Origin of the sequence: Bacillus sp. FSL W8-0770 (assembly GCF_038008705.1) — a bacterium.
Lineage (GTDB): Bacteria > Bacillota > Bacilli > Bacillales > Bacillaceae_G > Bacillus_A > Bacillus_A cereus.
Genome location: NZ_JBBOZR010000001.1, coordinates 3,335,101 through 3,359,405 on the forward strand (window position 1 = coordinate 3,335,101; position 24,305 = coordinate 3,359,405).

The following is a 24,305-nucleotide window of genomic DNA, read 5'->3' on the forward strand; positions in this document are numbered from 1 at the left end:
AAATTCTAAATAGGAGAATAAAATAAATTAGAGAATTACATTGTAACACATATATATAAGTTGTTAATATTAAAATTTAAAATTTTACTATTTTTCATATGCAATATTACATGCGAAAAGCCATAATTTTTTTGTTATACTATGCATGTGGATTTTTCATCTAAAATCCACCCAAACGCATATTTATGTATATGCCACCCTAATTGATGAAAGTGAGAAGAGTGTTTATCATTTTTCTCACTTTTTTATTTAGGCTCTATTAATATTGATTATTGATAAAAAGTATAAAATAAGGGAAGACACCTTAGAGTTGGTGCTTCCCTTATTTGTTGATTATTCAAATCTAAAATAGGTATTTTCTAAACCTATTCTTTGCTTTAATGTTCTGCCCAAAGCATAATTATTTGGTAATTCTTTTTCAATGACACAAATAATATAACCTGCTTTTCCTGTTGTTAAATTAGTTAGTTGTAAGTAGTTAGTGTTGTCGTAGATATAAGAAATAATATATTCATAGAAATTATTTTCTTTATCTTCTCTATTCATACCAACATTGTACAACCTAACTCTTGCTCCTATCCAAATTTCCTCATCAACATTACTTAAAGGCATCCATTTCGAGTTATCCAATATTTCACCCTTTTCTTAATTCATTCGTTTATACGCGAATGTTGCTAGACACAAACTATCATAAGCATCCGTCATTTCATTGATTAGACGACCACCGACAGAGAAAAAAGACTCAACATAGCTTTTTACCCATTGAAACACTTGCTCTTTTAGTTATTTTTGCATTTTGAATCTACGAAAATGAATTCCCTTATAAAAACTCTAACAGAGAATCTTCCTTCCAAATTTCACCTAGGGAATTATTTGTTTTCCAAAAAACCTACCAACATCTTTATCAACTCATTTTAGAATATTTAAACAATAATCCCATATACATTACCTGCATAAATTATTCATTTTCTTTTATATAAGACCTACCTTTTTACTTTTAATAGATTATTAGACATTGGATTATTATACATAAATCCCAAAAACATGCGGTATTTTGTAGAATTTTGTCTATCAATATGTATGTACACCCTTTTGTAGTGGATATAGACTGTGAGGTGTAAGGAGATACCTTACAAAATAATAAAAAGGAGATTATAGAATGAGTAGATTAACAAAATTCTCAAAGTTAGTATTTGCAACTTTAATCGCGGGAAGTAGTCTAAGCACCTTTGTTTCGTCACACAGTGTACAAGCTGACACCTTAGATCCTAATTACCAAGACAATGTAAAATTCATACCACCTTCTAGTGCTAGGCCAAAATTGGAACAAAAAAACACTATTGTTCCAGAAGCAAAAGTTGTTAAAAACCATTATGTAAAGTACTCTAAAGCACATTTCCAAACTAAAGAAAGTATACCAAAAAAGATTTATTATTCTTCAGAAGGCTTTAAGGGCTATATACAGGCAAGTACCGTTTGGGATATGGGAGATCATTTCGCAACACTATATTCCGGAACCGTTATTCGATGTTAGACTTTTAATCCATTCTCCCCTAATGCTTAAAATGATTAATAACTCACTGCCAATACTGTAATATCTATTGTTCATAAAATAAACCACAAAATCTTTCGATTTCATGGTTTATCAAATATAAAGATAATGCTAAACGAATACTCTAACATTACCTTCCCCAAAGTTAATTATAGAGTATTTTCAAAAAAAAGACACTCTTGTAGTGTCTTTTTTATAGTATTTTAAAAAGAATTCCACCTACTAACACCTTTTTGTTGCGCCTATTCGTTTATTTCAATATGATACTTTTCCATCTCGTATATGCAATAGACAATGATAGCTAAACTCCAACTGACACTATAATAATTATGTGTGTAGAAGTCATAGCCCGCTTTAATACCTTTCTCTATTACAACTAATGTAAATCCTAAAGCCACCCATCTGTTAATTTTCATCTTTATAAACGTTAAAGAGATAATTATTAAAAATAAAATATTTGTAAGATGATTTATCATTAGCTCATATTTTTGAATGTATACTGCCATTATACAAGCAACGATATTAGTCGCAACGCCAAAGGCAATCACCGCTCCCCAAACCCTGTCCGAAAGTCCCACTCCTGAGTCAGTCCCTTCCTAAACAAATATCCCTTTCTTTAATTCGTTCCTACACCCTATTCAAGATATGCTAAATTATCCTTGTCTGATGAATATCTATTTATCTTTTCATATAGAGCAAACAAAATTTCTACTCATAATTTTTTCTTTATTAGACAAACTATGTCTAAGCCGTTTGAACTAGCGGCTTCACTCTTCTGGTAATGAGATAGCACAATTTATTGAATTGACTAACTCATTCAATCCACTGGCACCGGCAGGCAACAAAATAGTTGTCTGCCATTTTCATGTATACTTTTTCTAATTTCATTACAAACCAAATGTGTGCTGTACTGATTTCAAAAGGACAGCATTTCATTTTTAAAAATGTAAAAAAGATAAGATCCTGTCTACTTTTGGTATAGGACTTTTTCTTTTCACACATACTATTTTTGAACCTGTTTACCGATACGTGTCCTAATGGTGTCTTGAATTCCTCCTAAAAAGGGCTGCAGATACGACTGCATGCCCTTTTATTTACGTTGCTTCTCTATATTGAATAAAATAATTAAAAACTAAAAATATAATATTACATATTTTTTCTGTTCAGATTATGTTAGGATTTACTTCGTAGTCGAATTATAGTTTCGTATCTAATTCAGCAATATGTGAACTGTTTACCTAAAGAAAAGACAACCAAAAGGTGTCTTTTCTTCTTTTAATCTAAAAAACATTTTTTCTGTTCAGTAAGATCCAATTATCCCTCTAACCTAAACCTCATAATTAAAGGCAATTTAATCATGGTACTCAAGAGTTTTCATCCATTTCAATATACCTATAGCTTAATTTAAAATCACATTTCCAGCACTATATTTGCTTTCTTACAGATTTTCTGTCTTGTTCTTAATTCTGTCAAAATCCTCATGTAGCTATACAAAGAATATATGCTACTATGATATTAAGAAACTATGCGTTCCCTTAACCCTGTATCCGGCCCTGTATTTATTACAGGGTCTTTGTTTATTTTATTTACTTTTATTGGCTTATAAAGGTTAATACACAACCAATTTCAATTAAAACCGTTTAAATGTTAGTTAGAATTTGAAATAATATATCTATTAACTTTTTTAACAAATGTAATCTAATATTAAATTTCTAAATCTATACTGTACTATACACCAGTTAACACTATATAAATAGTATTAACTATCTTAATTGAATATTAGTAATAGTAAGTATAAACATTATCAATTTACTACATCTTACATTTATGTAAAAATAAATACATGTTAAGCTTTTTCAAAATCTTTCCCCTAATAAAGATTTGAAGTAGCATTTCATGATTCTCCTTACTGTTAATATGCCTTGAAAAAGAACCCTATAGGGTTCTTTTTCTTCTCATTATAACCTCAGTAAGTCCATGCAAAAAGGACTGCTAATTATTTGCAGCCCTTTTACACGTTAATATACACTTGTATTACATGCTTAAAACTTTATTGTATTAGGTATTTATACCAACTAAACATGCCATTATCATTTAGATATATAACACTTCAAAGTTTAGAAGTATACAATAACAAATCTTTCCCAACTTCCAGCTACATAACTAGTAGCTGTTAATTCTCTACCACCATTTGCTGATATATATCTACTATTACTTAGTGCTTGTAATACATATATCCTATTGTCTCCACCATTATATAAGATAAACTTTTCCCATGCACCAATTGATGTACGATCTGCTACTACTCTACCATTTGGCTCAAACAAAACATACTTCCGATTACTTTTAGTTTTTAAAGCGTACGTATATAATTCCCCAGTCGGAATTAATTCGAATTTCTCCCATTCATTAACTGCATTACGATTTGCTATTATATTTCCCGAAGGCTCAGCCGAAACATATTGTAAATTTGCTGCCTGTATAGCAACTGTCCAACTTCCATTTTACTTTAAAGGTTTAAACAATTGTGACCACATTTGTTTAAACCTCCACAATTTTTTCTAAGCTATTCTCTAAAAATCTTATTTTTCGTTGTAAATAAACCTGATTGGTACCCTTTATGCAAAAGAAAAGATGGAACCTTTAATTCAACTCCACCTTTTTTCGAAATAAAAAGCATCTAATTCTATTTGAATTAGATGCTTATATTTAGTCCTTAAACCTAATATTCTAAACTATTTACGCGTTTGTAAATCTTTTTTTATTACATCCCAGAGTGAATTATCTTGACGCATCGGTTTACCCTCTTCATCCCATTTTATTTTTTCTGTTCCCAATTCATAATTCATCCCTGTCCATGTGTCTTCACGGAATGCATAGAATGATTTATGCCATCCTTTTTGGTTAAAGATAGAAATAAGATCTTGCATGTATTGGGTAACACCTGGAACAGTACGGTTAATTCCAAACTCCTCTGCAATAATTCGATTAGATGGTACATGATTTTTCTTAGACCATTGTTGAATTGGCTTCAAAAACTTCTCTAATCCCTGTCTATTCCACATTACAGGTTTCTCTAAACCCCCTACTTTTACTAATCCTGGATATTGATATTCCTTGTTTTGTTTTTCACCTTGGCTCGTTAATTCATATGGTTCATACATATGAAATGCGTATAGTGTTTTTTTATCCTCTACTGGTTTTAAATATTTAAAGGCCCATGGAGTAGCATATAAACCTGAATCTAAAATAATCGGTGTTTCTTTGTCCACTTCACGAATGGAGTTAATCACCTTTTCATAAAATCTGTTTAAATCAGCTGTCGTTCCTTTTACTTTTGCATACCATTTCTCGTAATCTTCCGTCCAAAAATCATTATATCTATTATTTTTAGCTGTTTCTGGATGTGGTTCATTTATAATATTATAACCAACCACCGCGGGGTGATCTTTTAGTTCCAGAGCGAGGTCCTTCCAAAATTGACTTGCTTGTTCTTGATACTTCTCTTCTTCCCATATTCTGTCGTCATTCTTATTATTATTAAATTGGCGCCATCGATCACCAGGTAAGGATAACATTGTAAGAACGACTTTCATTCCTTGTGATTGTGCGGCATCTAAATCCGCCTTTAATTTTTTTAGATCTTCCTTTACTAATCCCCGATAGTTATCTGCATTACCTATCAGAAAATCCTTTCCAGAAGTATCTGGTTTATCCTCAAATAGAAAATCTTTATCTTTTGCCCATTTATCAGGTGCTAAACGTACATATTCAATATTAGCTTCTTTTGCACTTTTATAGTTTTCAGGTAATGACGTACTATTCATGAAATTAGTACCCTTTCTTTTCGAATCCCAAAAACTAATTTTTGAATCGCCCTTGTGGTATGTATCAGCTCTTACATTCATTTCCTGTACTCCAAAACTCATCATGCCTAATAACGCAACAATTGGCAAAACTTTTTTCACAACTTTTCCTTCTTTCTCTTTATATTTAACACACATAACATACCTTTGTTTTGTTACAGGAATATGGCAATTTTCCAAAAATACCTTTTAAATTTATACATTGGTAGTTCATTCATAAAAAAAGAAAGAGATAATTAGAACGTTGCTTCATTTTAAAAGAAACAAAAAAGGAATCCTTTACGGATTCCTTTTTGCAATGCACTCTTTTTCAAATGGTACATTTTGCACCTACTTTTAGTATAACTTATAATTCCTATAAAATAAATAAGATTAACTGAAATTTACTTCAAATTGTGATAAAAAACATAATTAAGAAGCGCAGATAACTAAATATCATCCCTTTATTAAATAAAAAAGATTAAATAATTCCCCCTCCAAACTAGGACCCCTTTACACTTTTTACAAATATTGTTATAATTAGATAAACTAAAGCATTATCCCATTAACAAAGGGACTCCATAATTGGAGTCCTTTTGTTAATTAGCTATTAAAAATGATAGCATGTGATTATTGTATAATTTCTTCCTTTTTTAGATCTGCATATTCTTCTACGAAATCCCATAAACCTTGCTTTTCGAAGTAAGAAATACTTTTTTCACTTCTTCTAGGAGTTTAATTGCTTCATCTTCATTAAGAGAACGTAAAATATTGAAATGATATACATACTCTTCATTTCCTAATTCCATACAAACTGCTAATCCTTTTTCAATAAGTTCTTTTACAATATTTGTTTTTCTTAGCTTATAGTGTTCACACGCTTGTAAGAACACTGCTTTAAAATGGGCAATATTCTTCTCTGTGACTTCTGATAAATGACGAATTGCTAATTTAGATAAATTTTGAGTTGCATATAATAGTCCTAGATTATGCCTTACTATTAAAATCAATTTTTCTTCATTATGTTTTTGCAAAAGGTCAATGGAACGATTGAAATGTTCTTCCGCTTTTTCAAATTGCTTTAAGAATATACGAGCTGTCCCTAATGCGGTTTCACAAGAAGCAACTTTCACCTCATATCCCATTAGCCCTAAATACAAGGAATATAGATACTTATTTTACTTTCAAAGGCTGAAACCTTGCTGCATAACTACTGAAAATAAAATGAAAAGACGTTCAAATCCATATGGATAGATCGTCTTTTCACTTTATTTCATACATATACTGATTTTTCACTTATTCATTTTGTATTGTACTTAAAAAACCAATAAATTCATCTTCATTTACAGGTTTACTGTAGTAATAGCCCTGAATTAGATAACATGCATTACGTTGTAACACTGTTAATTGTTCCTTCGTTTCTACCCCTTCTGCTATCACTTTCATGTTTAAAGTATGAGCAAGTGAAATAATGGTTTGTATAATTTCATCTCCATCAGTAGAAGTTCCAATCCTATTAACAAATTCTCTTGGAATTTTCAAAGTATCAATTGGATAAAGAGGCAGATACGCTAATGAAGAATAACCTGTACCAAAATCGTCAATTGATAAATGTACACCATATGATTTTAATGCTTTTAACTTCGATAAGGTTTCCTTTTCATCTACCATTGCTATTCGCTCTGTTAATTCCAAATCAATCGAATTAGCAGGTACTCCTATCTCTTCTATGGTAGATATAATGGTTTGAACAAAATCTTTCTGTTCAAACTCTATAGCTGATAAATTTATCCCCATCTTTAGATTTGAAAAGCCCGCAGAATGCCATTCTTTCAGTTGTTGACACGCTTTCTGTAACGTCCACTTCCCAATTGAAATAATCTGCGCCGTTTCTTCTGCGATAGGTATAAACTCAAAAGGAGAAATCAGCCCAAGCTCTGGATGTTGCCAACGTATTAAAGCCTCTGCACCAATAACCTTACCTGCCTTACTATCAATTTGTGGTTGATACAATAAAAACAACTCATTATTTTCAATTGCATTTGGTAAATCCTGTTCTAATCGTAATCGACGAGTTACTTTTTGAGATAATGTCTCGTCATACATACAAACAGCATTGTTACCTTTTTCCTTTGCGCTATACATAGCGATATCAGCGTGTTGTAAAAGTGTAGTAGTATTTATTCCTCCAAATGGATACACTGCTATTCCTATACTAAGAGATAAGTAAAAACTATGCTGATTTACTACAAATGGTTCTTCAGTTATACGAAATAGAGTTTTACACAAATCCAATAGCTGTTGCTCTGTTTGGTTATGGACAATGATCGCAAACTCATCACCACCTATTCTTGCTAGAGGAATAGTCGGTGACAGACATGTCCTAAAACGTTTGGCAACTTCTTTTAAAACCTTGTCACCAATCGAATGACCCAATGTATCATTAATAGTCTTAAAGCGATTTAAATCAATATACAGGAGCCCAAACTTATCCTGTGTTTTTTGTGCACGCTTAATAGATCTATCTAATTCTTGTTGGAAGAATATACGATTTCCAATCTCCGTCACCGTATCATGGAATGCAAGGTAATTTATCTCTTCCTGTTGTTGTTTCATCCTTGTTATGTCTTTTACCATTACATAGCTCCCAAAGGTTTGTCCTTCTATCATAATAGGAACTATAGTGACATACCAAAAGAGTATATCCTTCTCATTGTTATTTTTCACACGTAACTGTAGTGAAGATGAACTACATCGTTTCCCTTTCTTTATAGCTGCTTCCAATTCAGATTTATCTTCATCTAAAAAAATAGAGAAGCACTCTTTCCCTATCAATGCAGCACTTTCTTTTCCTAATAACATACTTCCAGCCTGGTTTATATTTAATACGATACCGTTTGAATCAATCGTTAAAATAGGATCCGGATGATACTCATATAATGACTTAAATCTCTCTTGATTTTTTACTAAATCATTAGATTTATTTATTAAATCCCTTGTTCTTTGAGATACTGTTTGTTCTAATTGATTATTAAACACTTTTAATGTTTTAGTTAACTCTTTGTTTTGCATTCGTACGATTGTATGACGAATCAGTACAAATACAAAAGCAATACAATTTCCCGTAATTAATGTAGCTGAAGAAGTTTGCTCTTTCAAAGTAAAGCCAATTAAGACTGCAACTGCAAGATAAGGCAATATACCAAGAAGTTTCTCTCCAAATGTCGGATTAATAATAAAATAATTTCTTTTAGAAGAAGTATTCTTTGGGATTGTAGCAGCAATAGCGATAAATAATAGGAAAACTCTATACAAACACCTTAAAAATATAACTGAACGCTCTGACAAATCACCTTGTAAGTAAAAATACAAATAGTCCGTAATAGCCAATCCAGTTAATACTAGGATAAAAATAAACAATTTACTTTTTGCATTGAAAATAGCAGGTCGAAAGATCAGTGTAACTCCAAGTAATAGAAGCAATAAATCTATAATCGGAAAAATAAATGAGAGAAAAACATCTCCAATTGATAAGAATAAAATATTTGCAGATGGTTTATTAAATAGGTACCACTCTAATGTAAAAATAGCAGTAACAACAATGCATAAATCACAAAGTAAATACGCTTTCTCCCATTTGTTACATTCCATCATAATTTTATAAAAGAACGCAAAAAGAAAGAAGAATAAGAAAAACAGTAGAAATACATCAGAAATATTAAAATTTTGTATTGGTAATTCTACATTAAGTACTTGAAAAGCGGATATGAAATTCCCTATCAAAAAACACCCTATTGCAATAGTAATGCAAACCCAGAATACTCCTAACTTAATTTTTTGGAATAATATAGAATACAGTAATGAGATAAATACAGTAGTTTCAACGACTAAAGATGATAGTCGGATATTAAAATCTGATACGAAATAATGATTCGGAAAAACAAATAAAAATATAAAGCAAAAGCTTATATAAGTTATTAAAGCCAATATCAATACATAAAATTGCACATATACATGTTTACGCAATGGATTCACCTTCTTGATTTTTCTATACTTTTATTAAAAAATGGCTTGATGGTGGCACAAGTCCTACTAATTAAAATGTGTGCTACCTATTATCCATATTATGACCTTTTTAAAAGATTTCTTTCTACACACAACAATCTTATTAACTTTTTGTAGATGTTTACAATTATCAATACTGAGGATTCTAAAAAGGATAAGCTGAAAAATGTAATTTTTTAAGTATTTGAGCATCGTAAATTTGGCGGGTACAACTTATCTACTCTTTACATATGAGATAGAATCTACTCCTCTATTGGATTATAGTTGCTATCTGTCACACTTAAAAAGGAATGAAAATATACTATCATTAAAATAGAAATTCAAATTAGTTTACGAAACCAACTGTAACTATTATAGTTACACAAAAAGTTGATGTCAATTTCATATCCTCCCTTTTTAACGGACAAAAGACATGACCTATTGAACAAAAATGTGATGTTTATAAAAAGGGCGGTAAAGTTTTATCTCCTTACTCAAAGAATTATAAATGATTTAGAATTAGATGAAATTGAAGCTAATATTGCATCTCCCTAAAAAGAATGTTACTCTAAAAATAGAATTATGAAAGGAATGATGGATGAATAATGATTAACTAATTTATATTTTAAGTTGAATTTTATAACTTCAAACTACAAAATATAGGGTTAGTCTATCCATTTTTAAAATTCAGTTCATACTTTATTTGTCATGATTCAAATGATTAATAAGTACTTATTAAGTATAGACGAAAGACTAATCCTTCCGATTACAAATTGGGGGATTTTTTTATTCCCGTTTGTCTTAGTTGAAACTTACTAATTGTTAAATGTACTTCACAAATAAAGGAGCGAGAAAAATGAGTACTTCAGATACTATTGTTACACATGTAATGCTCTATATAAGTCGTTAATATCCATCAAACTTATATAGAGGAATTAAAAAATGGATGGATGTTCCGACTTTATATGAAACGTTTCGATATATAAAGGAGGAATTATTATGTCAATGATAAAGGTCCAAGACTTAACTTTTTCATACCCAGGTAGCTTTGATAATATTTTTGAAAGTGTAAACTTCCAAATAGATACGGATTGGAAGCTAGGATTTATTGGTAGAAACGGACGAGGTAAAACGACATTCTTTAATTTATTGTTAGGGAATTATGAGTATAGCGGGAAAATCCTTGCTTCAGTAGAATTCAATTACTTCCCCTACTCTGTTTCAGATAAGAACAAATTCACTCATGAAATCCTTGAAGAAATTTGTCCCCAAGCTGCAGATTGGGAACTTCTACGTGAGATATCCTATTTAAATGTTGATGCTGAGGTCATGTACAGACCATTTAAAACATTATCAAATGGGGAACAAACAAAAGTGTTGCTTGCTGCACTGTTTTTAAATGCGGGTCAATTTCTATTAATTGATGAACCAACAAATCACTTAGATACAGATGCACGAAAGATAGTCTCCGATTATCTAAGGAAGAAAAAAGGATTTATTTTAATTTCACATGACAGAATCTTTTTAGATGGGTGCGTTGACCATATCCTATCTATTAATAGAGCAAATATTGAAGTTCAAAGTGGTAACTATTCTTCTTGGAAGTTAAATTTTGATAGACAGCAAGAACACGAGAAGGCTACAAATGAGCGTCTACAAAAAGACATAGGGCGATTAAAACAGTCTTCCAAACGTTCAGCAAGTTGGTCTCATGACGTGGAAGCTTCAAAAAATGGAACGAGGAATTCAGGCTCTAAGTTGGATAAGGGGTTTGTAGGACATAAAGCAGCCAAGATGATGAAAAGAGCAAAAAACCTTGAATCAAGGCAACAAAAAGCTATTGAGGAAAAATCAAAATTACTAAAAAATGTGGAAAAAACTGAGTCATTAAAATTGGAACAATTGCAATTTAAATCAAATGAATTGGTTACTTTAGTTGACGTGTCCGTTAAGTACAATGATCAAATTGTGAATGAGCCGATTAGCTTCATAGTTGAACAAGGTGACCGAATTGTACTTGATGGAACGAATGGGAGCGGAAAAAGTAGTATCCTAAAACTAATTCTAGGACATCCGATACAGCATACAGGCTTAGTTACTTTAGGTACAGGACTCATCATTTCCTATGTCCAACAAGATACTTCTCATTTGAAGGGATCGCTATCAGGCTTTATTGAAGAGCACAAGATTGATGAAACCTTATTTAAGTCCATCCTAAGTAAGATGGACTTTGACCGAATTCAATTTGAAAAAGATATATCTCATTATTCTGGTGGACAAAAGAAAAAACTGCTTATCGCTAAAAGTTTATGTGAAAAAGCTCATATATATATATGGGACGAACCACTAAATTTTATAGATATCTATTCCCGCATGCAGATTGAAGAACTTATTCAACAATTTAATCCCACAATGGTTATTGTTGAGCATGATAAAATATTTCAACAAACAGTTGCAACGAAAACTATATCTATGTAGCTCAAAACGAATACTTGAAAATATAATCATTAACTTGAGTCCTTGGATGATAAAAACTTTAATGAATTGATAAAAAAAGCCTAATTTCTCTACAATACATTGAGAAATTAGGCTTTAAATAGTAATAATAGAATTCATAAACACTGAATAATTTACACATTAGGTTTATCTGTTAATGCAGTAACAATCCTGTCCACTAAGTCTTCGGGTAATCCATATTCCTTATTAACTACAGCCTGTATACTAGCAAAAGAACTTTCATTGTATTTTGATTGCCTTTTTCCTCTACTATCTTTCTCTTTATTTATGAAGTTTTCACGAGATTCATAGTTCATCTTATCTGATTCTTTACCAATAGATTGATTGGTGTAAATTATAAAGATACCTAACATCATAATTACACAAATGAAAATCCCTACTAATTTAAGTCTCATTATTCATTTCCTTCCTGCAACTCTTACTGTTTCTCGTTCATAATATCTCAACCATATCAAATTCATATTAATTTGAAGTAAAATTTTGTTCTTAACATATTTCTTAATAGAAAGACTTTATATCCTTCTATTTGTTTGACATCATTAAGATGCTCACAAATAGAAATAAATTCTATTCCTATATATAGATAAATAATCTAAAAATTTATATAATAAGATTAGAAGTGTAGCATATTATTATTATTGAAAGGTCTTGGTATAATGCTAGGCATTAATGTAAAAAAAACAAATGAAGAGTTAATTATTTCATGGCAATTGGCGGAGATTACAATTCCATTACGTGATGTGATTGAGGTTACCGAAGATGCTACCTATGCTGGTGTTGAAGAAGTAGATGTAATACGTATTGGAACAGCTTATGGGACAACAGACCGTATTTTAATTAAAACAGTAAAACAAAATTATGTATTGTTTACTACAAATAAAGTTGCTATTTTAAATGCCATTCACGCTTAAATATAGGAGTCTTCTTGGCTAAAATGATAAAAATAAGCACATCTTGTTATAAAAACAGATGTGCTTATTTTTTAATTTCTATGCATTTTTACGTTTTAAGAAAATCACTCCACCAACAATTAACAGTAATGCTCCTGTGGCCATAGAGATCCAACTTGTAAGATTAGTACCTGTTTGCGGTAACCATCCAATTTTAGATTGAATTTCTTTCTTAAGTTGTGGTTGTTCTTTTACTTGCTCGTTAGGTTGCTCTGGTGTTGGCGTATTTTTACCTGAATTTGGCTGTTCTGGTTTTGGTTGTTCCGATTTTCCCTCTTTAAATTTCACTGTTTGTCCCTTATCTTCAATTTCAGCGTGAATAGCTACTAATATATTATCTTGATACAGTTCTTCAAATACTACTACTTCTTTACCTTGTAATACAGAAGCATTAAATGTGAAATCTAGTGTGATAGAACCATTTTTCTCTTTAGCAGTAAACTTAGATTCTACTGTTACTTCTTTACCATCAACTAATAATGGCTTGTTTGTTGCTTTATCCACTAGTTTACCTTTTACTACGTACTCTTTACCCACGATTAAGTCTTTGTATTCCACTTTATCTTGGATTGTTACAGTTTTAGAAGCGTCTAACTCTTTAGAACCATCAGCTTTATTTGTAGCTGTCGTTTTAATAGAAGGCTCTACAAATCGAACTGTTTGACCTACATCGTTAATATCAGCGTGAGTTACAATTACTTGCCCTTCATGTAATAAGTCTTCGAACACAACTACTTCTCTTCCTTGCTGTTCAGCACCAACAAAAGTAAAGTCTAATGTTACAAAACCGTTCTTTTCTTTTGCAGTAAATTTAGTCTCAGCTGTTACTTCTTTACCATCAATTAGTAATGGTTTGTTAATAGCTTTGTTCATTAATTTTCCTTTTACAGTGTACTCTTTACCTACAACTAAGTTAGTGTACTCCACTTTATCCTGGATTGTGATAGAATCCTTTGAATGAATCTCTTTTCCACCATCAGCTTTGTTTGTAGCAGTTGTTTTTACTGATGGCTTAACGAACTTAACTGTTTGATCTTTATCATTGATATCAGCATGTGTCGTAACAACTTTTCCGTCTTTCAGTAACTCTTCAAATACTACTACTTCTTTTTCTTCTAAACCAGTTGCATCAAATGTTAAGTCTAATGTAATAGAACCATTTGCTTCTTTTGGTGTAAACTTCGTTTCAGCTGTTACTTCTTTACCATTTACAACGAATGGTTTATTAGTCTTTTTATCCATTAATTTACCTTTTAAAGTGTACTCTTTACCTACTTGTAGGTCTTTGAATTCCACTTTATCTTGGATTGTTACAGACTTAGAAGTGTGCATTTCTTTTGTACCATCTTTTTTATCAGATGCTGTTGTTTTAATTGAAGGAATCTTCTCATCTTTGACAACGTGTTTAATGATTTGACCATTCTCTTTAATTTCAAAAGAAAACGTTTCTTCATTTAATACATAACCGTTTGGTGCAACAGTTTCTTTATATGTGTATTTTCCAAATGGTAACTTTTCAAATTTAGCGATTCCTTTATCGTCTGTTTTTCCTTTTACTACTTCTTTTCCTGCTTCGTTATAAATCGTAAATTCTGCATTTGGAAGCTTGTTATTTCCATCAGCTACATCTACCTTTGTAATTTCTAGATCACCTTTGATAAGATGATTAACTGCCAATAACTCAATAACCTTTCCATGTTCCTTTATTTCGAACATAATCGGTTCTTTAACAAGAACGTAACCATTTGGAGAAGCCTTTTCTACAAATGAATATTTACCATACGCTAAATCTTTGACGTTAATCTCACCATTTTTATCTGTCTTATATTCCCCAACTACTTTTCCACTTGCATCTTTTAGCTCGAATGCTGCACCTTCTAATTTTTTACTAATATCTTCATTATCTACTTTTAGTAATTTTACACTACCTTTCACTTCGGTATTTTCCACTGTAAAAGTAAGTGTTTTATTGTGCTCTTTAATTTCAAAAGGATACTTTGTTTTATTTCCAATATATCCATTAGGTGTTTTTGTCTCTAAGAAATAATATTTACCATACGTAAGATCTTCAACGTTTGCAATTCCATTTTCTTTTGTTACTACTTTTTTCACTTCTTTTCCATCTTCAGTGAAGACTGTGAATTCAACATTTGGTAAAATCTTTCCTGAATCACTAAGCTTTTTAATTTCGATGTTACCTTTTACTTTGTTATTTACTATTTGGACAGCTCCTGTTTCCCCTGTCTTAACTTCAATAGTTTGTGGTTTATCATCTGAAACATAGCCTGTTGGTGCTTTAATTTCTTTTAATGTGTAAGTACCAATTGGTAAGTTGTTTAATTCTGCCATACCATCAGCACCAGTCGTGATTTTTCCGACTGATTCATTATTTGCATTAAAGACCTCAAATACTGCACCAGCTAAAACTTCTCCATTTTCTCCAACCTTTTTAATTTTTAAAGAACCAGCTGCTTCCCAATTTACTGCAAGATCACTACTAAGCTTTTCTTCATTTCTCTCTAATAGTACTGTAGCATTCTGAACAGTATCCGTACCACGATAAGCAATTGCTTGAACTTTAGTTAAATTAGCAGCAACACTTAAATTAAATTCACCCGTTTTTGTATTCTTAGGAATTTGGATACGAAATTTTTCTCCAACTAAAAGCTGATCTTTCACTTCTCCATTTTCACTAACAATTCTAACTCCATTAGGTGCATTTTTCACTACTACCTTATAAGAACCACTCTTAGCATTTGTTTGTACTGAATATAGATTTGTTTCGAAGAATTCACCCTTTAATTCTGCTTTTTGCTTTTCAGCAGGAATCACATTCATAAAAACATCTTGAGTCTCTTCACTATTGTTAGCATTACTAATAATAGCCTTAGCTGCTTTTTCAACATTTTTATTCTCATGTGTTAATTCATTTACATCGAGTTGACCTAATGCATTCCAAACCGCAAGTTGCGTTGCATAATGCGCTTCATTTTTATTAGCTACTCCCAGCTGTTCAGCACTTTTTTGCGGGAAACCATTTAATAAGACTCTATATACTACATTATCTGTTTTCCCCATTTCAGGAAGATCTTCACCATTTGGTGATTTTAATCCAAGGGTTAAGCAATAAGCAATTTGACCACTTGAATTTTTAATCATTTCAGTGCGAATGTACTTACCTAGACTATTACTATAACTCCAGTCCATTGAATATTTCTCATGCGTCATAACCTCTGCACTAGCCCTAGGTAAAAATACATTAAGGAATAATGCCAGTACTGATAATAATGTAAAAACTCTTATAATGACTCTCTTACCCAATTTTGTAACCTCCCTAAAATAAATTAATCCGAGTATATATCGCAATATCTAAAACATTCACGATCGACCCAATTATCATTATAAAACAATAAATTACAAATATTAAATAATTTTAATGAAATAGTCAAAAAATTTACACATTTTATTATTTATCAAGTTTTTTAACGAATTTACTATATACAAATTCTAAAACACGCCTACAATTTAAAAGACAAATATGTATGTTAAATATATAAATAGCAATTCCTTTACTCCAGTTATTAAGCTTTCCCCTATTAAAAATAGCCTTTTCATTTTCTTGTTAACCTGAGTAATTTATACACCTCTTTTAATCTATTACACTCCTCCATTTAAATATAAAGGTGACTTCTCGTTCAAATAATAAAGTGAAACTTTAATCCGCCCGATTCCCACCTAACTGCTTTGCTTTCATTGAATTTTTGGGCGGGAGTCTTACTGCCCAAAAATAACGGGATATATTATGCAATATTGCATTTGATAATCATTTTCATTGTAACTATAATGATTACAGGATTACTATTAATCTAATATTCTACATGGAGGTTTTATTATGTTTAAAAAAATTATTGTATCTTCTATGGCGCTTACTATGTTCGGTGGAGCTGCAACTATGCTAGAGGCACCTACTGCTCAAGCAGCTTCTTATAACTCAACGTCATCCTCTTACTTTGATGTCACTCCTGAAGAGGCCGTGGCTTTCTATCAATCTCAAGACTATAAAAAATTAAAAGTATTTTTGGATGACTTTGAAGCTAGAAACCCTTATACTCCAGGTGGAGGCTACGCTCAAGGGAGTGTACGTATGCAAAAATTCAACGATGCTCTTAGAGATGCCAAATTAACAAATGTCTACCAAGAATTTATTAGAATCTCATACTATAATCATTATCCAGAACCAAAATAATAACAACGGATTAAATGTTTATTATTTCTATAACTTAGCCTAATTTTAAATGTATAACCTAAAAATAATTACTAAAAACCACTCATATAAGGGTGGTTTTTCTATTTCCCCATATAATTTAGCAGAATGTTACATCATCTTTATTTAAATATCTTTTATAGTAGACATTCTCTCGTTGACACAATCTAGTAGGTTAGCAATGGGGATATCAAAATATATTTATAATTATTTTCTGTTTAATAGCAAAAAACGAACACCCTCTCACAATTAGATAAGGTGCTCGTTTTCATTTTTATCGGTAATTCTCAATTCATTTTAGCTTCTTTCCAATAAGCAAAGATTAAATTAACTTAAAAACAAAGCGTTTTAAATTTAATTCATAGATCTTACTGAAACTTGGAATTGCCCCTTAGAACCATCATCATTTGAAACGTAAATTTTATATGTTCCATTCGGTAATGGAGATAAAGCATTCCGTACATTTGTAACATTAATTTGTTGTTCTCCAGGTTTTATATAACCACCAACAATTAGCTCTGTATTTGGACCTTTTACACTATATCCCATTGTATTTTGACCATTATTTTTCATAGAGAAGCTTAAGTCAGTACTCCCATCATATACGAAAGAAGTTACAGCCTCGCCACTATAATTCATTGTTTGGGTTAATAATAAGTCTGCAGAAACATGTTCAACTACATGAATTGGATCATTCGTTTTGTGTACTTCTTCAGCATAAGTATTATTCCCTAACACACCAAGTGTTAATGCTGAAACTACTCCACAACTAAGCACTAGTTTATTTAACTTCATTTTAAGTTCCCCCTTGATGTTTGTATTCTATTACCATCATACATCCTTTTTTAAGTGCGTTTTTATGTAATAATTCATATCTATAAACCTATATATTTTAACTTTTCGCCTTAATAGTTATTGAGAAAGCCCCATAGATAAAGCTACAATATTACACTTCATAAAAAACATGTAAATTTTAAAGTCTTTTTCTAACAAAGTTTTATACGAGTAAGTACCAAAATACTCAAATAAATAGCATTTCTATTTCAGATAAAATGTACTAATAAAATTTTTCTAAAATTTCACTTTGTAATTTGATATATTCCATGTTAATATAACGAAGGCTACAAAACAGGAGTCACCACGCATATCTTTTTCACAGAATATTCATACTTAAAAAGACTTATTTTATCAGTAACTCAATCCAAATTTCACCTATACAAAAGTTAGTTTATGATTTCATATGTACATAAATTTAAATAGATTTTTTATCTATTATTTTTTTCTATTTTCCTTATCAATTTTAATACGAGTAATATAACAGCACTTTTCAAGTACCCTTCCTTTTTTAGATAAAAAGTCTACTAATACTAAACATCTATGTCCAACTCATACATAATTCTACTTACAAACTATCGGAGATGCAAAACTATGGGAATTTCTACTCTTTTATTAAATACCTTTATTATAATAATTTGTATCCTTAGCTATCACGTATTTTGGCTAGAGTTTAAAGAAAAAATAACATGTAATAATATGTTATTTTCTATCCTTTCCTCCATTGCTATTATTTTTTGTATGACTTTTCCTTTTCATTTACATGTGGGATTTATTTATGATTTACGTTTTATTCCTATAATATTAGTTTTTCTATATGGAAATACAAAAAACATTGTTTTTATAGGAATTTTATATCTTTCTTACCGGTTTTACTTAGGCGGAAATGGCGTTCTTCCATCATTTATTATCTTTACTATCATTTCTGTTATAACAATGCTCTTTCGTTACTTATTACCTATGTATTTTAAAGAAAAAAAGATATTATTAAGCTTACTTCTTATTTTAGTATGTACAGCTTCCCTTTCTATTTGCGGTATTGTAACTCAAATAAATACAGGAGGTAAAATAGACTCTACTCTCATAGAATTTTTATTAAATTATATAGTCATTAATATTTTCACAGTATTATTATCAGTTTATTTTATAGAGGAAATGATTGAGAAATATAAAATGAAAGAAAAACTGCAACGGGCTGAAAAATTTTATATAGCTAGCGAACTAGCAGCGTCAATTGCACACGAAATCCACAATCCACTAACCACGGTACATGGATTCACTCAATTATTAAATGAAAAACATGCCTCTAAGCTATCTCAGGATCAATACTTAGAAATCATGTTAATTGAAATGCAGCAAATACAATCTACTATTAATAACTATTTATCTTTAACCAAACCACAGAATACCCTAAAAGAAAAAATAGATATTAATCACATTTTAAATCAGGTGAAAGATACTATTTCACCACTCGCTCTATCATACAAAGTTGAAATCAAACAAAATAGTACAGATTCCTTTTATATAAATGGGGACCCCGAAAAATTCAAACTCTGTCTAAACAACATCATCCAAAACGGAATTGAGGCTATGAAAAATGGTGGATTATTACAAATAAATATACAAAAAGTAAAAGGAAATATCATAATTGATATTATTGATTCAGGAATTGGGATGTCATCTCAACAAATAAAACGAATTGCTTTGCCATTCTATTCAACAACAGAAAAAGGAACTGGGCTTGGTACTATGATTGCTTATAGTATTATTAGAGAATTAAACGGAGATATAGAAATAGAGAGTGAATTAGGTAAAGGGACACGCTTTTCTATTAGTATCCCTTGCTAATGTGATAACAATTTTCTGTTTAGTTAATTACATAAATGAATTTTAAGAATCCCGCTAGCTAGCTTACTTATTAATTATCTTAAATTCATATGCGTTAATTAAATATAATAAGGATCAGAGCCTATCTATTGTTACAGATACACTCTGATCCTTTAGTTTAATTCAATTAAAAACACTTAATATTTATAACTTTTCTTACATCGTGATGAAATACTAGTTCATCGATTTTATCTTATTTACTGATTAGATTGGTTTAATATAAATATAACATCTCGCGACACTTAATTTTTTATTATCATTAGAGACATTGCCTGCAGTTGTTTTTTCATTAAAGTACAGACCTTTTTCCATTCATTGAACAAGATAACTCCCCTTTTACTACTTCACTTCCACCGTATAATTCCCTGTCCCCCCGCCATACTGATACACATGTAAATAATACTTCCCTGGATACGTATAGTAACTACCTACTAGTTTATTCCCTTGTTGCTGAGCATACGTAACATAATTATTTAAATCTGCTTCAGAATAAAGTACCCAGTTCATTCCGATATTATTTTCATTCGTTACGTTAATTTGAAGGTTTTTAGCATTCTCCATATTAATTTCAAAGAAGTCACTTGTATCGCCATTTCCTAAACTAGCACGTAAAACTTGATTTAACTGCAGTTTGTTTGCTGTTTGGAATGAGTTATTCGGTTCTTTTTCTACACTGTTATCTTCTTTCTTTTGAACAGTTACAGTCGCTGTAGCAGTATTAGTTGCTCCTTTATCGTCTGTTACCGTTAATTTCGTCGTATACGTTCCTTCTTTTGTATATACGTGAGTTGGATTTTGCTCATTACTTACTGCTCCATCACCAAACTCCCATCTATACAAAGTAATTTTCCCGTCTTCATCTTTTGATCCGTCGCTTTTAAATGAAATTGCTTCATTTACATTTCCACTATACGGACCATTTATAACTGCAGCTGGTGCTTTATTCTCTGCCCCTTCTTCCGTATTAATACCATGGAACACAACATCATATTCAAATTGTCCTGATGCATTCACGCGATAATTTACGAAGTATGCTGTTACTGTTTTATAGCCTGTCCATTCCTTTGCACTTAAACGTTTTAACGTATCATTAACGTTTTGTGTAATTGTTTTCCAATCTTCATATTCTCCTTTTGCTGCAGTTCCTGTATATGTTCCTTGTAGTGTGAATGTATTAAAGAACTGTGATTTATTTTTCTTCACTGATACATTTTTCAATTTTGCTTCCGCTGTTATTTCTGCTGCAATATCTGAAACTGGCTTCGATGCATGATTCGCTAAATAATCGTCTGATACTAATGGCACATTATATTTCTCACGATTATCAACTAGCATTTGCATATAGTCTTGATATTCTTTATTTAAATTCGCATCTTTACTTAATGTAGAGCGATATGCATCATATGCTGTTACATCATTTTTCCTAATAAGATCATGTATTTTATCGAACATATCATATCTCTTATTGTACATATACGATTGTAAAGCAAAGGAATAATTATAGAAATCCCACGTTCCATACTTTGCATTTAACGTTCGCTCTGCCGTATAACGCTCTGCTGGATTTGAAGATAATCCTCCTATAATACTCTTTCTCGGTACAACATTATCCGTTCTCGTTGCCCCTGCAAAAAATTCAGCATTTCCTTCTTCAAACCAAGATAATCTTTCATTTTCATATATTTTCCCTTGTCCCCATAACCCTGGTACTTCATATCTACCTTGTAAATAATGCGTGAACTCGTGTCTGAATAATTCTTCTAAACTATAAATACTTTCTTCTGGCGTACGCTCATAAGTAAAGAACGTACCTGTTCCTTCTATATAAAGACCACCGTTATTCGTTTCATAACCGTACAATTGACGATTAAATTGATATTCTGCTGGGCTATTATAAATAACCATCGTTAATACATCATCAGGATTTCCTTTTTCTAAAGGTTGATCACTTTCAACCGTACGATGGAATTGTGCCTTTACTTCTTTTGCCGCCCAATATAAACGTTTTACTTTTTCTTCTGTCACTTTATCTCCAGCTTTTAAAACAATTGCCCCATCATCAAACGTATACGTTTTTGGCAAATATTTTTTCTTTCCATCTTCTCTTATTTGATCTAAATTCACCACTTTACCATTTGCATCTTTTCCGCCATAATTCGTTGCAATTTGCTCAGCAGCTACGAAATATTGCTCCCCTAAATACGGATACATTTTCATCGCATCTGTTACAACTTGTAACCCTTTCGTTCCTGTACTATGGAACATACCGAGTCTACCTGTATAATAAATGCCATTATTAATAAGCCAACCGTTTTTTGCTGTAATCGTTCCCATTAATGCAAAACGACTTAATTCATTAATATAACTATCTATTTTCTGATACCATACTGTATCTTTCGGTGCTTTCCTCGTATCGTACAAATACGATTGAATGTCGTAATCAACACCTTGCATAATATCGTAAATAGCATTTCCAGCTGAAAGATTATCTACTAATGTAGAAAAATTATCATTATATTGTTTAAAAATCTTTGCAGCCGATGTTATCGTTTCCACATCACTTGAAGCGTTTCCTATTAACTTTCCGTATGATGATACCACTCTATTTTGCTCTAATGTACCCAGCTTGAAATTTGAATTGTTAGCCATCGCTTTTAATGCAGGTAAGCATTTATCATGATAACTCCGTTCATTTAATTTACTAAGTTCTGAATTATAAAATCCTAAATAAAATCCTGAACGTAATACCTCTACTAATGTCTCAATCCCTTTTGAATCATCCTTCGTATAGGCTTGTCCTTGCTGCTTCAATTTATCAATAATCGCCTGCATCCTACTATCATTTTGATAGAATGCTAGACTGTCTGTATTAAACTGAAATAGCCCCGTAATTTGCTCCCAATCAATTGTTACAAGTAAATCTACTAACTGCTGATTGCTTAATTGATTTAATTCAGCAATTGTATAAGTTTTCGCTACAGCTAATTGCTTACTTTCTTTTTTCACCTCAGGTGGTCTTTGTGATAAATCGGCAAATTGTAACCTTTTCTCAAAAGACTTGCTTTCGAGCACTTTCGATGAATGAGCTAATTCTTGTACTGGTAGTTGTACACCGACTGGCTCCATTTTGAGCACATTTCGATAAGAAACTTGCTCTCCCTTAGTATCTTCTGCCAAACTTACCCCTTGAAAACTCCCTAACATTAAACTAGCAAAACTTACCCCTACTAACATTTTCTTTGAATAGCCTTTCATGCTCTCCCCTACCTTACATTTTTAGTGTCCCTCTCCATTATTTTACTATTTTTACTTTTTGTCCTGTATTGAGAAAAATAAGGTAACGTTCACACATGTATCCATTCCATATAAAATTAACGCTTGACTTTCCGTGCATTTTATATCAAAAAAAGATAGATAATAGCAAAATTCCTGCTACATCTATCCCCGTTTTCAACACTATGATTTTAACTTTATAAATGTAACTTCCGGTAATGTTTGTATATGCTGAATAAACTCATTCTTTTCTTCTGACGATATATTTTTCAGTTGCATCCCTACCTTATAAACAGTTTCTGTACCTTGCTGTGAAGCTTCCACCTCATATGAAAGTATTGGGATGCCTTTCACTTGTAGTGTTTCTAATATTTGTTGTACCGCTTCATGTTTATTTACAAACATTTGCACTGCTATATTTTGTGGAAATAAACATTGCACCTTAAAAATACGACTTACAATTTCTAAACCAATTAAAACGAGAATCGTCGCTCCAATGCCTACTACATACATTCCCGCTCCAATTGCTAATCCTATGCCGGCAGTAGCCCATAAACCAGCCGCGGTCGTTAATCCTTTCACCGCCTGCTTTTGAATAATAATTGTGCCTGCACCTAAAAAACCAACTCCACTAACGACTTGTGCTGCAATACGACTTGGGTCTAGAGACATATGCTCTTCAAACACAATATCTGAAAAGGCATATTTCGAAACAACCATTATTAACGCACTTCCTACCGCTACGAGGAAATGAGTCTTTAATCCAGCTTCTTTCGATCGAATTTCTCTTTCAATACCAATCATTGCTCCTAACAAGCCAGCAACACCGATTCGTATAATAAAATCAAAATCTACACTCACGGGCACTTCCCCCTTTCATTCATTATAGATAGATAAAACAAAAATTATCACAAATATCCATTTATCAACATGAAGGAATACCACTAAAATACACTTAATACTCCGACTATTTTATGTTAATATTTAAAATATTAACATAAAATAAATAACTTCTAATTTTAAACCTCCACTAATTTTTTAAAAAAACAAAGATGGATTACATAAAATTAGGTTGAGAAATTATAGAAAACGCTTTCATTTTGTATCGTAATTTTTTATAAAAACTATATAAATAAAGG

14 protein-coding genes and 2 pseudogenes are annotated in these 24,305 nt (G+C 31.3%); 5 read left to right on the plus strand and 11 right to left on the minus strand.

Annotation, left to right across the window (positions count from 1 at the left end):
• Window positions 1-333: 333 nt before the first annotated feature.
• Window positions 334-612 (minus strand): hypothetical protein, encoded by a 279-nt coding sequence (locus NST27_RS17175; protein WP_033689314.1) that lies wholly within the window; start codon window positions 610-612, stop codon window positions 334-336.
• 547 nt (window positions 613-1,159) lie between these two features.
• Here NST27_RS17175 and NST27_RS17180 point away from each other — a divergent pair.
• Entirely contained in the window at window positions 1,160-1,534 is a 375-nt protein-coding gene (locus NST27_RS17180; protein WP_000088961.1) for a hypothetical protein, read from the plus strand.
• Window positions 1,535-1,794: 260 nt separating this feature from the next.
• Here the strand turns inward: NST27_RS17180 and NST27_RS17185 are convergent, their stop codons facing one another.
• The 5 genes and pseudogenes from NST27_RS17185 to NST27_RS17205 all read right to left on the minus strand — a co-directional run bounded on the left by NST27_RS17185 (window position 1,795) and on the right by NST27_RS17205 (window position 9,423).
• Window positions 1,795-2,130 carry a hypothetical protein gene (locus tag NST27_RS17185; RefSeq protein WP_000524435.1) on the minus strand — a complete coding sequence of 112 codons (336 nt, stop codon included), beginning with the start codon at window positions 2,128-2,130 and terminating at the stop codon, window positions 1,795-1,797.
• A gap of 1,539 nt (window positions 2,131-3,669) precedes the next feature.
• Window positions 3,670-4,056: pseudogene (locus NST27_RS17190) on the minus strand (fascin domain-containing protein); the annotation flags it as partial.
• Between the two features lie 231 nt (window positions 4,057-4,287).
• The gene (locus tag NST27_RS17195; RefSeq protein ID WP_001986412.1) at window positions 4,288-5,556 is read right to left on the minus strand and encodes a glycoside hydrolase family 5 protein; all 1,269 of its coding nucleotides are present in this window, start codon (window positions 5,554-5,556) and stop codon (window positions 4,288-4,290) included.
• A 512-nt stretch (window positions 5,557-6,068) separates the two neighbouring features.
• Window positions 6,069-6,542, minus strand: coding sequence for a tetratricopeptide repeat protein (locus NST27_RS17200; protein ID WP_047386592.1), 474 nt, complete (start codon window positions 6,540-6,542; stop codon window positions 6,069-6,071).
• Window positions 6,543-6,693: 151 nt separating this feature from the next.
• On the minus strand, window positions 6,694-9,423 hold the full coding sequence (locus NST27_RS17205; RefSeq protein WP_047386593.1) for a sensor domain-containing protein: 2,730 nt from the start codon (window positions 9,421-9,423) through the stop codon (window positions 6,694-6,696).
• Window positions 9,424-10,440: 1,017 nt separating this feature from the next.
• On the opposite strand from NST27_RS17205, the gene NST27_RS17210 reads away from it, so the two are divergent.
• Window positions 10,441-11,919: an Lsa family ABC-F type ribosomal protection protein gene (locus NST27_RS17210; protein WP_000061795.1), complete on the plus strand. Its 1,479-nt coding sequence runs from the start codon at window positions 10,441-10,443 to the stop codon at window positions 11,917-11,919.
• A 200-nt stretch (window positions 11,920-12,119) separates the two neighbouring features.
• Here NST27_RS17210 and NST27_RS17215 read toward each other — a convergent pair.
• Window positions 12,120-12,353 (minus strand): annotated as a pseudogene (locus NST27_RS17215) (hypothetical protein); the annotation flags it as partial.
• Window positions 12,354-12,614: 261 nt separating this feature from the next.
• Here NST27_RS17215 and NST27_RS17220 point away from each other — a divergent pair.
• Entirely contained in the window at window positions 12,615-12,869 is a 255-nt protein-coding gene (locus tag NST27_RS17220) for a SunI/YnzG family protein (protein ID WP_000900695.1), read from the plus strand.
• Between the two features lie 78 nt (window positions 12,870-12,947).
• Here the strand turns inward: NST27_RS17220 and NST27_RS17225 are convergent, their stop codons facing one another.
• The gene (locus NST27_RS17225; RefSeq protein ID WP_000520170.1) at window positions 12,948-16,229 is read right to left on the minus strand and encodes a VaFE repeat-containing surface-anchored protein; all 3,282 of its coding nucleotides are present in this window, start codon (window positions 16,227-16,229) and stop codon (window positions 12,948-12,950) included.
• Window positions 16,230-16,800: 571 nt separating this feature from the next.
• Here NST27_RS17225 and NST27_RS17230 point away from each other — a divergent pair.
• Window positions 16,801-17,154 (plus strand): hypothetical protein, encoded by a 354-nt coding sequence (locus tag NST27_RS17230; protein WP_000473483.1) that lies wholly within the window; start codon window positions 16,801-16,803, stop codon window positions 17,152-17,154.
• Window positions 17,155-17,526: 372 nt separating this feature from the next.
• Here the strand turns inward: NST27_RS17230 and NST27_RS17235 are convergent, their stop codons facing one another.
• Window positions 17,527-17,967, minus strand: coding sequence for a hypothetical protein (locus tag NST27_RS17235; RefSeq protein ID WP_000773525.1), 441 nt, complete (start codon window positions 17,965-17,967; stop codon window positions 17,527-17,529).
• A gap of 633 nt (window positions 17,968-18,600) precedes the next feature.
• Between NST27_RS17235 and NST27_RS17240 the strand changes: the two genes are divergently transcribed.
• The gene (locus NST27_RS17240) at window positions 18,601-19,854 is read left to right on the plus strand and encodes a sensor histidine kinase (RefSeq protein WP_000513017.1); all 1,254 of its coding nucleotides are present in this window, start codon (window positions 18,601-18,603) and stop codon (window positions 19,852-19,854) included.
• 378 nt (window positions 19,855-20,232) lie between these two features.
• Here NST27_RS17240 and colA read toward each other — a convergent pair whose 3' ends face one another.
• On the minus strand, window positions 20,233-23,148 hold the full coding sequence (gene colA / locus NST27_RS17245) for a collagenase ColA (RefSeq protein ID WP_000679522.1): 2,916 nt from the start codon (window positions 23,146-23,148) through the stop codon (window positions 20,233-20,235).
• Window positions 23,149-23,349: 201 nt separating this feature from the next.
• Complete coding sequence (locus NST27_RS17250) at window positions 23,350-24,027, minus strand: MgtC/SapB family protein (RefSeq protein ID WP_000109718.1); 678 nt, start codon at window positions 24,025-24,027, stop codon at window positions 23,350-23,352.
• Window positions 24,028-24,305 lie beyond the last annotated feature (278 nt).